We start from the raw sequence: 15,198 nt of genomic DNA on the forward strand, positions 1-15,198 counted from the left end.
TATCAAGAAAACAACAGTTGACAACAGATTCCATATACTTCATAACAGGATCGACACAAATACTTCGATCGGATGAACTATGGACTAATTTTGAGCCGAATTGGTATGAGTAAAGTACGCGTATTAGTCGTTGAGGATGAGGCAATTATTGCTCAAGACATCCAAGACACCTTAGAAGATTTGGGGTACGAGGTATTCGAACCTGCCAATACCTATACCGAAGCGGTAGAATTGTTGGAAACCGTTCAACCCGACATCGCCATCTTGGATATCCGTCTGGCCGGGCAAAAAAGTGGTGTAGACATTGCCAATCATATCAATGAAAACTACCACTTCCCTTTTATCTTTTTGTCTTCCAATACCGATAAGCTAACCTTGGACGAAGCCAAAAAAGTGGAGCCGCTGGCTTATTTGGTAAAACCCTTTAGTAAAGACGAACTATACACTTCCATTGAATTGGCTCTCTATAATTTTTCCAAGAGTCAGGAAAAGTTTTTAGATCCAGAAAGTTTGATCATCAAGGATGCCCTATTTATCAAGGACAACCGTGTATTTTCAAGGATCAACTTTTGCGACATTCTGTATTTAAGAAGCGACCATGTATACTTAGACATCTATTTAAAAAATGACAAAAAGCAAAGTGTTCGGGGAGGGCTCAACACCTATATAAATAAGCTAAGCCCATCATTCTTCCGAACCCACCGAAGTTGTATTGTCAACCTCGAATACCTGGAAGCCGTTAATCACAACAATGTGGTTATCAACGGAGAGGAATTACCCATTGGTAAAAAACAACGAGATGACCTTTTACAAAGGCTAAACCGCGGATAGACTTACCGGTAATTAAGGAAAGAATTTCACTCCAATCGAAAATTAAGCCTTGTATTTTGAAACACTTACCTCGATTTTCTCGTCTTAAGCATGAACAACAAAGCTTAATCTTAAATCTAATTATTAATCAAACTGCCCGAAATCATTTATAACATCGAAGGGTAACTCCAGAACAGGCTGATACCTGTACATAACATTTATTTTTTTACCCCTTCACCCCCTTCTAATTTCGCGCTAAACTCTCTAAACAAAAACACCGTAATACAAATGAACACAACACGTTACACACTTATTGCCGCACTGGTCATAGGTTTTATTTTCTTATCGTGGGTCCCCATAAAGGCTCAGATAACCTATGACTTTAAATGGGATGTGGGATATTCCTCCCTCGTCGCAGGTGGTACAGACACTGCCGGGCTAGATACCATGGGACCTAACTTTCCTTTTGGAATTCAAAACAGACTTGCCTGCCCCACTGCTGGGGATTTGGATGCTGATGGCTTGATCGACTTTATGATCGCCAACCAGCAAGGTCAAATTTTCTTTTATAAAAATGTGGGTACTTCCACCAAGCCACACTGGGGAAGACGTTCTCTGGCCTCTACAGATACCATTAAGATTGGTAAGGGTCAAAACATTAACCAGCTCCGCCCTACTTTGGCGGATATTGATGGTGATGGCGACCTGGATATGTTGATTGGTTCTCGCTGGCAATACGGTGGATCCACCTACAATGCGACCCAAAAGCTGGATGACCTGCACTTCTTCCGAAACATTGGAACCAAGTTTGCTCCGGTTTTCACCCAGGATACCATGCCTGGATTAGAAAACCAGCAATGTGCTGAATTTGCCAATCCCACCTTTGTGGATATCGATGCCGATGGTGACCTCGATCTTCAGATATTAGGATCGGACTCCTCTGCCTTCTTCGAGAATACGGGAACTGCAACAAACCCAACTTTTGTACGCCATTTTAAAAATGCTCCGGGCAACCCACTACATGGTTGGTTCTACCCTAACATGCTTGTTCCCACTCCAAACTTCTTCGATATGGATGGAGATGGTGACTTAGATCTCACCGTAATTGATGACGGTGGTATTATGTGGACCGTAGAAAATGAAGGAACGGCTACCGCACCTGATTTTGATTCTTTGACTCTTCAAAGCCCACCTGTAGGAATAGCCGGAGTGGATTTCGGTCAATTCTCGGCACATACCATTGGAGACTTTAACAACGATGGTGAAATGGACCTTTTTGTGAGTCCATTTACGCCAGTATCGTTTCACTGGTTTAAAGGTGTTTCTTTAGTTACTGGAGTTTCGGCATCCATTACCACTGACTCTACAGTAAGCTGTAACGCGGATACCGACGCTGGTTTAACAGCTGTAGCTACCGATGGTACAGGTAAGATTTCATACGCTTGGTCTACCGGTGATACCGTAGCCACCATTACTGGTCTTGGTGCTGGTACCTATACTGTAACCATTACCGATTCATTAACTACTGATTCGGCTTCTGTTACCTTAACAGAACCAGCAGTTCTTTCTGCAGCCACCGTGGTTGATTCTAATGTTACTTGTTTCGGATTCTCCGATGGTGGAGCTTCTGCTTCTGCCACGGGTGGAACGACAAGCTATAACTACGCTTGGAGTAATTCCGCTACCAATGCTTCTATTACTGGAGTTATTGGCGGTAAATACACAGTAACCATTACAGATGCAAACGGATGTACCGATACGGCATCAGTGACGATAACCGCTCCAACAGCTCTTACTGCTGCCACGGTAGTGGATTCAAATACAACTTGTAATGGATTCTCAGATGGTGGAGCCAGTGCTTCAGCTACCGGAGGAACAGGTGCTTATGGCTATGCTTGGAGCAATGCTGCTACCAACGCCTCGATTACTGGGGTAATTGCTGGAACCTATAAAGTAACGATCACGGATGCGAATGGATGTACAGATACTTCTTCCGTATCCATTACAGAACCTGCTCAATTGGTTGCTGCAACTGTGGTTGATTCAAACATTTCATGTAACACCTTCTCAGATGGTGGAGCTTCTGCTTCCGCTACCGGTGGAACCATGAACTACTCCTACGCCTGGAGCAATGCTGCTACAAACGCTTCCATTACCGGAGTTGTAGCTGGAAATTATAAAGTAACCGTAACTGATGCTAACGGATGTACCGATACCGCATCAGCTATGATTACTCAACCTGCTGTATTGAATGCTGCTGCAGTTATTGATTCAAATATTTCCTGTAACGCCTTATCCGATGGTGGAGCTTCCGCTTCTGCTACTGGAGGAACGATGAACTACTCCTATGCCTGGAGCAATTCTGCTACAAACGCTTCCATTACCGGAGTTACAGCCGGAACCTATAAGGTAACCGTAACCGATGCCAACGGTTGTACCGATACTGCATCTGCTACTATTACTCAACCTGCTGTATTGAACGCAGCTGCTATCGTTGATTCTAACGTTACCTGCTTTGGCTCCTTTGATGGTGGCGCCACGGCTTCCGCTACTGGTGGAACAATGGCATACAACTATGCTTGGAGCAATTCTGCCACAAACGCTTCCATTACGGGAGTAGTTGCAGGAACCTACAAGGTAACCGTAACCGATGCAAACGGATGTACTGATACCGCTTCAGCAACTATTGTTGCTCCCACAACTATCGTTGCTGCCTCCGTGGTAGATTCTAATGCCTCCTGTAATGCCTTCGCTGACGGTGGAGCGACTGCTTCTGCTACGGGTGGAGCGCTTCCCTATAACTATGTTTGGAGTAATGCAGCAACAAACGCTTCCATCACTGGAGTGGTTGCTGGAACTTATAAAGTAACGATCACTGATGACAATGGATGTATTGATACTTCTTCTGTTACCATAACTGAGCCGACTCAGTTGGTAGCCGTAGCTGTGGTTGATTCAAACATTTCATGTAACACCTTCTCAGATGGTGGAGCTTCTGCTTCAGCTACGGGTGGTACACCGAACTATTCATACGCATGGAGCAACGCTGGCACTATGGCTTCTATTACAGGAGTAGTTGCCGGAACCTATAAAGTAACCGTAACCGATGGAAACGGATGTACTGATACCGCATCAGCCATGATTACTCAACCTGCTGCATTGAATGCTATTGCTGTAGTTGATTCTAACATTTCTTGTAACACCTTCTCAGATGGTGGAGCTTCTGCTTCAGCTACTGGTGGAACAATGAACTACTCCTACGCCTGGAGCAATTCTGCCACAAACGCTTCCATTACGGGAGTAGTTGCCGGAACCTATAAAGTAACCGTAACCGATGCCAACGGATGTACCGATACCGCATCAGCTATGATTACTCAACCGGCTGTTTTAAATGCTATCACAGTGGTTGACTCAAACGTTAGCTGTTTTGGCTTCTCCAATGGTGGTGCCACTGCATCTGCCTCTGGTGGAACTGCGAACTACTCTTACGCCTGGAGCAATTCTGCTACAAACGCTTCCATTACTGGAGTAGTAGCTGGAACCTATAAAGTAACCGCTACAGATGCCAACGGATGTACCGATACGGCATCAGTAACCATTACTACTCCGGCCACTGTGGTTGCCACAGCTATTGTAGATTCTAACATTTCCTGCTTCGGTTTAACCGATGGTGGTGCCTCTGTTAGCGCTACCGGTGGAACTGGTGCATACAAGTATGCCTGGTCCAATGGAGATACTACTGCCGCAATTAATGGCCTGCAAGCCACGAATTATACGGTTACCGTTACGGATGCCAATGGATGTACAGGTACTGATATGATTACGATTACAGAGCCTACCCTATTGACCGTTTCTACTACAGTAGATTCCAACGTAACTTGTAAAGGCCTTACTAACGGCGGTGCTACGGCAAGCAGCACAGGAGGAACAGGAACGATTACCTGGAGTTGGTCAAATTCTACCTCCATGGCAGCATTGACTAATGTGGCAGCTGGAAAGTATAACGTAACTGCTACTGATGCGAACGGATGTACAGATACCTCTTCGGCTACCATTTCTGAGCCTGATAGTTTGACCGTAACTACTGCGATTGACTCCAACGTGACTTGCTTTGGATATTCCAATGGAGGTGTTACCGCTACCGTTCAAGGTGGAACAGCGAACTACAACTACGGCTGGTCAAATTCGGCTACCAATTCTTCTATCACTGGTGTGACTGCTGGTAAGTATACCGTTACGGTAACCGATGATAAGGGATGTACAGACACAGCTTCTTCGAACGTTTCTGAACCTGCTGCCCTAACCACAAGCACAGTTGTGGATTCTAATGTAACTTGTAATGGATTCTCGAATGGTGGCGCCTCAACCTCACCATCCGGAGGAACAACAAACTATTCTTACGCTTGGTCAAACAGTGCAACAAACGCTTCTATTACAGGAGTAACTGCTGCTAAGTACTACGTTACCATTACCGATGCTAACGGATGTACCCTGGTTGACTCTGCTACCGTAACTGAGCCTATGACTCTTGTTGCATCAACCGTATTAGATTCCAACGTTTCTTGTAAAAACCTGATGGATGGTGGAGCCACGGCTTCAACTACCGGTGGAACTGGAACCATCACCTGGAACTGGTCAAATTCGGCTAATACGGCAACCATTACAGGAGTTGCAGCTGGCTTCTATGCGGTAACCGCTACCGATGCCAATGGATGTACTGACTCTGCCTCTATCACGATTACTGAACCAGATTCATTAATCATTGCGGCTGTAGTTGACTCTAACGTTACTTGTAACGGATTGGCCAATGGTGGTGCTACTGCATCAGCTATGGGTGGTACCATGAACTACAGCTGGAACTGGTCTAACGGTGACCAAACAGCTTCTATTAGCCAATTGACCAGCGGACTCTACAGAGCCGTGGTAATTGATGCTAACGGATGTACCGATACTACCATGATCACCATTACACAGCCAACTGTATTGGTAGCCTCTACGATGGTTGATTCCAATGTAACTTGTTTCGGACTAAGTGATGGTGGCGCTACTGCCTCTGCCATGGGTGGAACTCCGGGTTACTCTTACGCTTGGTCTAACAACGATGCCGATAGCGTATTGAACGGTGTACCTATGGGAACTTACATGGTGACTGTGACCGATGCCAACGGATGTGTGGATATGGATACCTTGGATATCACTGAGCCAGATTCACTTCAGGTAAGTGCCATGGTTACGGCTGATGTTTCTTGTTTCGGTTTAACTGACGGAACTGCTTCTTCCACAACGCAAGGTGGTACTCAGCCTTACAGCTATGACTGGGATAGTGGAGATACTACTTCTTCCCTAATGGGCAAAGGTGCCGGTACCTATTACTTGATCGTAACTGATTCTTTGGGTTGTATGGATGAAGATTCTATAACTATTACAGAGCCTGCAGATTTGATCGCTACGATCGACTCTTTGAAATTGAACTTGTGTAAAGGAGATTCTATGGGTATAGCTTATGCTTCTGCTCAAGGAGGAACTCCTAACTACACTTACTTATGGTCAGACGGACAAGGTGGTGATCAAGCTACTTCTTTGCCTGAAGGAGCTATCTCTGTAACCGTTACTGATGACAATGGATGTGTTGCAACTGCTCAGGATATGATGGGTTACATTCACGAACTTCCAGTTCTTGACTTGGGTCCAGATATCGATGTAGAGGTTTCTTCTGTATTCATTCAGGCTCCTGACACTTTCGCTACTTACTTGTGGAGTAATGGAGATACTACTTCTTCTACAACCATCACGACTATCGATACAGTTTCGTTGATCGTAATGGACAGCAACGGATGTAGCACAAGTGATACCGTTCATGTTAGCCTATGGCCTGCTTCTACAGAAGAGTACATGACTGCTTCTGAGATTCAAGTTTATCCAAACCCATCGAATGGAATCTTCACCATTCAATTGGATGAAAACGTAACTGAAAACGTTAGCTGGACTATCTACTCTCTATCGGGTAGAATGGTAAGAAACGGCGAGTTTGAAGCTAATGCAAGCCAGAATTATACAATGGACATGACCGACATGCCTCAAGGGTCTTACATGATCCACCTGAATAATGCAGGTAGACAGGCAATTGTTCGAGTTATGATTCGATAAGCCTAAGACACCCTTAGGTATCCAAGAGTTTTTTTTGGAGAGAGAGCCCGGTAGTTGGATGGATAGGTCCGCTACCGGGCTTATTTTTTGGTCCCTATTCCTTCGTTTCGTTAAGTTCGGTATCTGAAGGATAACTTCCGGGTATCACCCGGGTAGGTTGGTTAAATAGGAGCAACCAAAAAGCAACGGCAATCAGAATAACCAAAAGCATAAAAGCCCAATTGAAAGGAGATTTACGAGGTCGCATTTCCTCATCTTGAGCTATGGAACCAGGCTTATCCATCCCCAAAACATCTGTTTCAGGAAATATAGAATCAACCCGGGAGTGTTCTTTAAGGCTCTTTCTTTTGGTATACCAAATAACCGCCAATAAAATCAAAACCAATCCAAAAATCAGCCCTACGGGATCCGGGCCAGAAAAACATATATTGACTTGACCTTGCATAGCATTCATTTTCCGCTACCTAAATATCCTGATTTTTTTCTAACACTTTCACTAAGTTTGATCCATTGCAAATACATCATCATGGATACCTGGAAGGAAAGGCTCGCACTGTACGATCGTATCATTGACCTATCTCCCCTCTTCGACCGCAAGGGAAAAACGGTTCCCTATACCTCTGCGAATGGGTACATGTTTTCTCAATTGAACAAGGCTGGTGAAATCGGAATTCGACTACCGAAGGAAACTCAAAAAGCATTCCGGGAGAAATACCAAACGGCGGAGTTTAGATCTTACGGAGCTGTTATGCGCGACTATGTTCACGTTCCCGAATCGCTTTTTTCTGAGCCCGAAGTGATTGCTCAATACCTGGAAGAAGGTTTCCATTTTGTAATGTCGCTCCCCCTAATCCCACAAAAAAATGAATGAAAATCAACAAGCCTTAGTGCAAGCCGAAGAAAAACTACTCGAAGCCATGAGAAATAGCCAGGTGAAGGACCTGGACCAATTGCTTCACCCGGATCTAAAATTCACCATTCCGTCAGGAGACACGCTTGGTAAGGAAGATGACCTGAAAAGCCATGCTGATGGAGTGATGACCTTTGATCAATTGACACACGAGAATCCTCAATTTACCTGGATTGATGACCTGGCCATCGTAGTGGTGGATCAATACATCAAAGGCGATTATTCGGGATTTCCAATTGATGCCCGCTTTCGTTATGAGAGAGTTTGGAAACACACGGATAAGGGCTGGCAGGTAGTGGCCGGTGCCGCGGTTCAAAAGCAGCCAGCTCCATGATAGATACCGAAAATCTTCCTCGACTGTCACGCTTAACGGCGATTCTTACCCTTCTTCAATCCAAGCGATTGGTGACGGCTACAGAAATTGCCCACAAATTTGACATTAGCGTTCGAACGGCCTATCGAGACATTAAAGCTCTGGAAGCCTCGGGCGTACCCATCTTTGTAGAGGAAGGAAAAGGATATTCACTGGCATCAGGTTATTCCATACCTCCGATCCTGTTTACCGAAGACGAGGCCAACGCCTTGATTACGGCCGAAAAAATCATTGGAAGAAATCGGGATCGATCGCTGGTGGAGAATTACCAGAATGCCATTACCAAAATCAAAGCCACATTAAAGGAAGGGAGAAAGGAAAAAACGGAACTCCTGTCAGAAAGGGTAGCCTTCGTTCAAAACTACCGCAACGAAACCAACAGCAGCTGGCTGGCGGAAATTCAGAAATCCATAACCGATTTTAACCTGATTCAAATCGATTATCACTCAGGAAGCAAAGATGAGCGTACCAAACGACTGATTGAGCCTCAGGCCCTTTACCACACCAATGAAAAGTGGATTTTAATTGCCTGGTGCAGGTTACGTGAGCAGTTTCGGGAGTTTAGACTGGACCGCATGCAGAACCTTCAGGTGCTCAAAGAAACCTTTGAAGACCGAAATTTCACCTTTGAATATTACTACAGAGAAGTTTATTTGAAGCAGCAAGCCACCCCCTGACACAGGGTTGTCATAGAGCCATTGCATTTTTGTTTTCCACCTAAAAAAATAGACGATGCAAGACGCTAAGCAAATTCAAATCGAAGAAATCATTGAATGCTCTCAGGAGCAACTTTGGCAGGTACTCACCCAATCGGAGTACACCCGTCAATACATGTTTAATTGTGCGGTAACTTCAGAATGGATCAAAGGAGGTAGCATTGAATGGGAAGGAATTTATCAGGGTTATAATGCCTACCAGAAAGGAGAGATACTCGAAATCCAACCTTTCACCCATCTTCAATACTCCACCTTCGATCCGTTCTACGGCCTAGAAGACCGTCCGGAGAACTATATCCATGTTACCTATAAGCTGGCAGCACGGGGCACGGCTACCAGCTTTACCATCATCAATGAAACTTTCGACGGCAATGTGAAACGTCTTCAGCACATTGATGAAGGATGGCAAATGGTTATTAAAAAACTCAAGGAAACGGCAGAAAATACCGCCTTGGTCTGAATTACTTGATGACTACTGGAAATTCGATTTCGATATCGGTTTCACCTGGAGAACAACTTCCGTCCTTAACTCCTGGCTGATGCTTTAGCGTAATCTTAATTTTTCCGGTGGAAGCTCCTGAGGTTTTCCATTCAGATTTTAATCCAACCTCGTATTTTCCATCGCTATCGGTACGAGTAACTTGAAGAGACTGGGCCAATTTATCCATAGGATCAAAGCATATCAAGTGCTCATCGGCTTCTTCTTCCAACTCATGGGTAACGTCGTGCGCATGTCCATGCCCGTCCGACTCATCTCCGAAGTGAAGGTCACTTTTGTAAACCGAGCTGGAATCCAGGAATACGGTATCAATGGAGGGCTCGTTTCCACCAGGACCATCTGCATCCGACCAAGTAAACTCTGATTCCTTGGCCGTGCTGTCCGATTTGGTAAGATGTAATTCCACAGTTGTGATTACCTCTTCTTCATGTACGTGAGTATGGGTGGTCTCTGGTTCGGGTTCTTCCTCATCTTTTTTACAAGCTGAAAAAGCGCCGACTAAGGCCAATAAAGTAAAACTGTAAAACCAAATTTTTGAGTTCATTACTGATGTGTTTTTGTATCGTTTTTTAATAGTGTAAAGGGCACAGTTATCCGAAAGGAAACTTGTGTCCCAAGGTCATCGCTGTAGTAGCGAAACCGGTTTAAATAATCGCGGTATCGGGTATTGAGCAGGTTCTTAACCCCGACGCCCAGTTGAATCGGATAATCTCCGAAATACAAGGCCAAACCCAGCTGAGCATTGAGCAAGGTGTAGGCCTCAGGAGGTTCCACAAAATCGCTGTTTGGCGGAATCCTCGATTGTTTGAATACATGCAGCACGCCAAGCGATACATAAGCATCCCTGATCCGGCTGTTGTTTTTAAAAGAATACTCGAGGGTATGCTCCATCCTATCGGCAGGCATACCATTCAAGAAATCACGTCCCACTTCCCAGGCACGTAGCAAGGAGGCCTTGCCCCGATACTCCAGGTTGAAGGGAAGATTATAGATTAATTGCAAGTCGCTGCCCATAAGCCAGGCATCAACCTGAGTGTATCGAAATGCAGGAAAAGCTCCACGAATGGTCAAAACCGGACTGGGCTCAGGTTTGCTGTAGATAAAGCCATCGAAATAATAGCTGTATAGATCCCAGTCTACCCGAAGTTTACCGGTTTTGTATTCATTACTCACGGTGAGGAAATAGGCGGTCTCTGATGTCAAGGTACTATCTCCAAATTCCACAGCTGCAGCTCCATGATGCAGTCCATTGCTGTACATCTCATTCACTTGAGGGGGCCTCCAGGCAGAACCTGTATTCACCCGAACTCTGAGTTTTTTACCAGCCTTGATAAGTGCCCCGAGGTTTCCTGAAAACTGTGAAAACTGGTGATTAACTCTGCGAAACTGACGATCTTGGGGTACATAAACAGCTTGACGCTGGTAGTCGTAGCGAATACCAAGTTCCCATTCAATCACCGAGCTATCCGGAACCAATCGCTCCAACCAAAAGAAGCCAAAACCCTCTTTTTTGTAGTTGGGGATAAAGAACCGACCGCCATAGGTATTGTCCTGAGAAAGAACGCTTCCCCCAATTTTTCCGCGCCAAGGTCCTTCATTATGATGATTCCAAAGCCCTTCCAGGGTATGTGTTGTCAATTCCAATTCAAGAGCAGGTGCATCCTTTGACCTACCAAATAGGCCATGACTATCGTATTCTCTACGACGGTTGTATTGCCGCCCGTAGATCACCTCAACTCCATGATGTTCTCCGGTTTGCAAACCAGCACGAGCTTTGAACAACTCGTGCTCAACTTGCTGATAAGGTGCACTGATCTCGTAAGAAAATCCTACCGTATCCACTGGCCTACCCGCCTCAAAAGCTTTTCTCAAATCGGTCATATTCCCCAAGTGGGACCCTTTGAAAATGCCCAGCTTCGTGTTAAACTGACTGTAGAATACATCCGCATAAAACCTCTTTCTTTTCCACCCTACGGCCCAGGAAAAGTCGAGTTCTTCAAACCCGGTATTTTCCAAGTGATCATCGGGAGTATGAACGTTTCCGCTCTTCTTGGCTGTTCCTTGAATACGCCAGCTCAATCCCTGAATTTGGGCAAACTGACCATCCAATACTCCAGAAACCACACCTTGGCGACCATTGCTAAATCCAGCCAGATGAATCTTTCCGTCAATACCTGGAGAAGTTCGCAACGCGGCGGGCTCCAAAATAACAGCTCCGGCAATCGCATCTGAACCATAGCGAACGGCAGCAGCTCCTTTGATAACTGAGATGCGTTCGTTGGCCAATGGGTCAACCTCAGGGGCATGCTCGCTCCCCCATTGCTGACCTTCCTGGCGTATACCATTGTTCAAAATCAATACTCGATTGCTATGAAGTCCATGAATCACGGGTTTCTGAATGGAGTTTCCGGTAGAAAGACTCGTTACTCCAGTCAATTTCTGCAATCCCTCACCCAAGGATTGCCCCATGGATTCCTGCATTTCTCGTTCAGACAAAGTCTGCTGAGGCAGCGTGGATAACTCCTGCTCCCTCTCTTCCACCAAAGCATACCCATCTAACCACTGGTGATTATGCGCCAGCTTGACCTCGATGCGGAGATCACCAAAAACTTGTATGAATTGGGTATCGGGTTCACAACCGAGGTGCGAAACCACCAAGGTGTATTGTCCCGGGCAAATATTCGTTAGCTCAAACCGACCCAGGGAATCTGAAACAGTTCCACGAGAGGTTTCCACCAAAAGAATTCCTGCAAATGGTATGGGGGCCTGCTCGGCATCTTCGCTCACGGCTCCTTGAAGCACATGTTCACAAGATCCCTGTCCCCATAACCCTAACCCAAAAACCGTTGACAGCAGAACTGCCAATACCAATTTTTGCATGGATTAAATCTTTTTCGGACGAACCGAAAATGGGTATGTATATGGAATTCAGTAGATGCCGGCAACGGGTGAAGAAGCCCTAAAAGGGAGAGACCTTCCCATCATCTACCGTATGAAGTGGACTCTCAACAAATGGGGGGACCCCGAATGTGCTTATTGGATGAAGTATAAAATGGGTGGTGTGACAAGTAAGAAAAGCCCGACTCTCCAACTTCGAGCGAAAGCCCTTTCTGATCTCCATCAAGATCATACAGAGAAAGAAGCTGAAGGTCCAATTGGCACCATTCACATTCGAGTTCTTCTGCCGAATAGTGAGCTTCGTGGTTGCAATCACCTACCGACTCATCGGGATGATACAGGGCAATGTGACAAAGATCCTCCTCCTGATCGCCATGATCAATATGGCAATGATGGTCATGCTCCTCTTCGTGGTCGTGCAGCCCGGTAAACGGAATGGCTGAAAAAACCAGCAAAAAGGAGAACCCAAACGCAATCAGGGATTGAATCCTCGAATTCATGTGGCAAAAGTAGTGCTTTTTAAAAAGGGTGCTACCGATGCTTTCCCAAACGGCGAGTTAACCATCCGAAAGTCGGGGATCAATAGCCTACTAACCTTACCTCTCCAAATAGTCATCCAGCTCGCTTCTCAAACTCAAAGCGCAGCGATTCTGGCAATCCCCCTCCTACCTTACCACAGAGATTGTTTCTTGCTTTAGCCACTTCTCCATCAGAAAACGATTATGGGTAATATCGGCCAATACCCAGCGATTTGAGGCCCAAAAGGCTTCTGAGTCATTAAGGGGTTCTATCACCACGGCCACCGGATCCATGTAACTGGAATGAAGAAAAAACAAGCCTTTTTCCCGGTGAAGCAGATACCCCACGTGGTTGTCCAAGCCTACGAAATAGAGCCCTTCCGGTAAGCGGCTCAAGGAATCAACAATTTCTTCAACAGGGCCCCAGTTTCCTTCTTCCGAATTCAAATCGATGAGTTTTTCTTCAGGTTGCAAGGACTTGGCTTCGTTTAATCCATGCTGTTGAGCCAATCGGTAGCGATTAATCTGAATCTGAGCATGCCTCAAGGTCGTGGAGACAAAGTAACCACAAGCTACTTGACCTTCTCCCGGCGTATTGGTGTGTCCTTCAAAATCCCACTTGGTACCATACCAATAGGGAATAATCTGGTTTATCAGAGACTCTGTAAACAAGTGCCCGGCCTGCTCATAAAGAGAATCGCCGGTAAGCCCCGATTGAACCAAGTCATTACGTTTAGCAGACAGATGATTAAGCACCGTCTGATACGAAATACTCGAATCAGGATGAGTTTGGATGTGGTAAGGCGAAAAGTCAAAAACGTATTCCTCTTCTTCATATACTTCCAGGTTGTTTTCTGTCTCCTCCCTTGTTTTTGGGGAAGGGAGTGCGGTATTCGAATCCACGATGATGTCATTCTCTGAATTTGATTGGGCACAAGAATTCAACGTGATGGACAGAACGGATAGTAAAATTAAATGGCGGCTCATCTCCTTGATTTTAAAGACAAAACGAATTCCTGAACTTAGAATTGCCTTACCTGAAAAACCGTTTTGATCACGCTCAAAAATGATCTAATTTCACCTTTCAAAATTACCGTTTTGTCACGTATCAAGGACTTACAGGAAATCGCCGGTCTCTTCTTCAAATTGGGTAGTATAGCCTTTGGTGGCCCTGCTGCTCACATCGCCATGATGGAAAAAGAAGTGGTTGAAAAAAGAAAGTGGATGAGCCATGAACACTTTCTGGATTTGATGGGAGCTACCAATTTGATTCCCGGACCCAATTCCACAGAAATGACCATGCATTGCGGTCATGAAAAAGCGGGTTGGCCTGGATTGATCGTAGCCGGATTTTGTTTCATCTTTCCAGCCGTAACGATTACCCTGATCTTTGCTTGGCTCTATGGTGAATATGGAGAGCTGCCAGCTGTGGAGCCCTTCATTTACGGAATCAAGCCCGCCGTCATCGCCATTATTCTTTCGGCAGTATATCGACTGGGCAAAAAGGCCTTAAAATCTACTCAGCTCTATCTACTGGGCGGGTTAACTCTGGTGGTCTGTTTACTTGGGGTCAATGAAATTGCGGCCTTGTTTGGTTGTGGCCTTTTAGGAGTTCTGATCTTTTTGGCTCGGCAGAAAAGTGACAAAGTCGTAGGTATTTTCCCTATTGCTTTAGTGTCCGTCGGTCAAATTGGAAGTCTCTCCGTTTTCTGGACCTTTCTGAAGGTGGGCGCTCTTTTGTACGGAAGTGGCTATGTACTTTTCGCTTACCTGGATGCTGAATTAGTCTCTCAAGGTTGGTTAACCCGACAACAGCTCATCGACTCGGTGGCTGTAGGCCAGTTTACCCCAGGGCCCGTTCTTTCTACTGCCACTTTTATTGGTTACCAGCTCAATGGATTTACTGGTGCTCTGGCCGCTACCCTTGGAATATTCCTTCCCTCCTTTGTATTTGTAGCCATGCTCAATCCACTTATCAAAAAGATGCGCCAGCTTAAATGGCTATCCGCTTTTCTGGATGCCGTCAACGCAGCTGCTGTGGCCGTCATTGTGGCCGTTTGCATCGAGATGGGAAAAGAAACCCTCACCGATTGGCGCACCATTGCTATCGCCTTAGTAAGTGCCGGTGTAGTATTTGGCTACAAAAAATTGAACAGTGCCTTCGTTGTTTTGGGTGGGGCTCTATTGGGCTGGGGACTTTCTTTTATCGGGTAAACCCAAGCGTTAGTCAATTATTCTCGAATTCAAGTATTTGTACGCATTGACAATGACTTGATGTTCGGCTAAATTTGAGTATCACGATATCTATTTAACTGCGATTGCATCCC

12 protein-coding genes are annotated in these 15,198 nt (G+C 45.5%); 7 read left to right on the forward strand and 5 right to left on the reverse strand.

What is annotated here, in order from left to right:
* The first annotated feature begins 105 nt into the window (after positions 1-105).
* Positions 106-831, forward strand: a complete 726-nt coding sequence (locus KFE98_03080) for a response regulator (protein UTW64627.1) — start codon at positions 106-108, stop codon at positions 829-831.
* A gap of 267 nt (positions 832-1,098) precedes the next feature.
* A complete protein-coding gene (locus KFE98_03085; protein ID UTW63155.1) occupies positions 1,099-6,957 on the forward strand; it encodes a VCBS repeat-containing protein in 5,859 nt (1,952 codons plus the stop codon).
* A 94-nt stretch (positions 6,958-7,051) separates the two neighbouring features.
* On the opposite strand, the gene KFE98_03090 is transcribed toward KFE98_03085, so the two are convergent.
* Complete coding sequence (locus tag KFE98_03090; protein ID UTW63156.1) at positions 7,052-7,402, reverse strand: hypothetical protein; 351 nt, start codon at positions 7,400-7,402, stop codon at positions 7,052-7,054.
* 81 nt (positions 7,403-7,483) lie between these two features.
* On the opposite strand from KFE98_03090, the gene KFE98_03095 reads away from it, so the two are divergent.
* Genes KFE98_03095 through KFE98_03110 form a run of 4 tightly spaced genes read left to right on the forward strand, consistent with a single transcriptional unit; the run spans position 7,484 to position 9,416 of the window.
* Entirely contained in the window at positions 7,484-7,828 is a 345-nt protein-coding gene (locus KFE98_03095) for a hypothetical protein (GenBank protein UTW63157.1), read from the forward strand.
* Positions 7,821-8,201: a nuclear transport factor 2 family protein gene (locus tag KFE98_03100; protein UTW63158.1), complete on the forward strand. Its 381-nt coding sequence runs from the start codon at positions 7,821-7,823 to the stop codon at positions 8,199-8,201. The genes KFE98_03095 and KFE98_03100 overlap by 8 nt, the downstream gene beginning before the upstream one ends.
* On the forward strand, positions 8,198-8,917 hold the full coding sequence (locus KFE98_03105) for a YafY family transcriptional regulator (protein UTW63159.1): 720 nt from the start codon (positions 8,198-8,200) through the stop codon (positions 8,915-8,917). The genes KFE98_03100 and KFE98_03105 overlap by 4 nt, the downstream gene beginning before the upstream one ends.
* A gap of 55 nt (positions 8,918-8,972) precedes the next feature.
* Positions 8,973-9,416, forward strand: a complete 444-nt coding sequence (locus KFE98_03110) for an SRPBCC domain-containing protein (GenBank protein ID UTW63160.1) — start codon at positions 8,973-8,975, stop codon at positions 9,414-9,416.
* Position 9,417: 1 nt separating this feature from the next.
* Here KFE98_03110 and KFE98_03115 read toward each other — a convergent pair whose 3' ends face one another.
* From KFE98_03115 to KFE98_03130, 4 genes are all read right to left on the reverse strand, one after another.
* Positions 9,418-9,999: a hypothetical protein gene (locus KFE98_03115; protein UTW63161.1), complete on the reverse strand. Its 582-nt coding sequence runs from the start codon at positions 9,997-9,999 to the stop codon at positions 9,418-9,420.
* A complete protein-coding gene (locus KFE98_03120; protein UTW63162.1) occupies positions 9,999-12,335 on the reverse strand; it encodes a TonB-dependent receptor in 2,337 nt (778 codons plus the stop codon). Before KFE98_03120 ends, KFE98_03115 begins: the two co-directional genes overlap by 1 nt.
* 125 nt (positions 12,336-12,460) lie before the next feature.
* Positions 12,461-12,853: a hypothetical protein gene (locus KFE98_03125; protein UTW63163.1), complete on the reverse strand. Its 393-nt coding sequence runs from the start codon at positions 12,851-12,853 to the stop codon at positions 12,461-12,463.
* 165 nt (positions 12,854-13,018) lie between these two features.
* On the reverse strand, positions 13,019-13,858 hold the full coding sequence (locus KFE98_03130; GenBank protein ID UTW63164.1) for a hypothetical protein: 840 nt from the start codon (positions 13,856-13,858) through the stop codon (positions 13,019-13,021).
* Positions 13,859-13,969: 111 nt separating this feature from the next.
* Here KFE98_03130 and chrA point away from each other — a divergent pair, with 111 nt between their 5' ends.
* On the forward strand, positions 13,970-15,085 hold the full coding sequence (gene chrA / locus KFE98_03135; protein ID UTW63165.1) for a chromate efflux transporter: 1,116 nt from the start codon (positions 13,970-13,972) through the stop codon (positions 15,083-15,085).
* Positions 15,086-15,198 lie beyond the last annotated feature (113 nt).

The sequence above is a fragment of the bacterium SCSIO 12741 genome, from assembly GCA_024398055.1.
Taxonomy (GTDB): Bacteria; Bacteroidota; Bacteroidia; order Flavobacteriales_G; family Salibacteraceae; genus SCSIO-12741.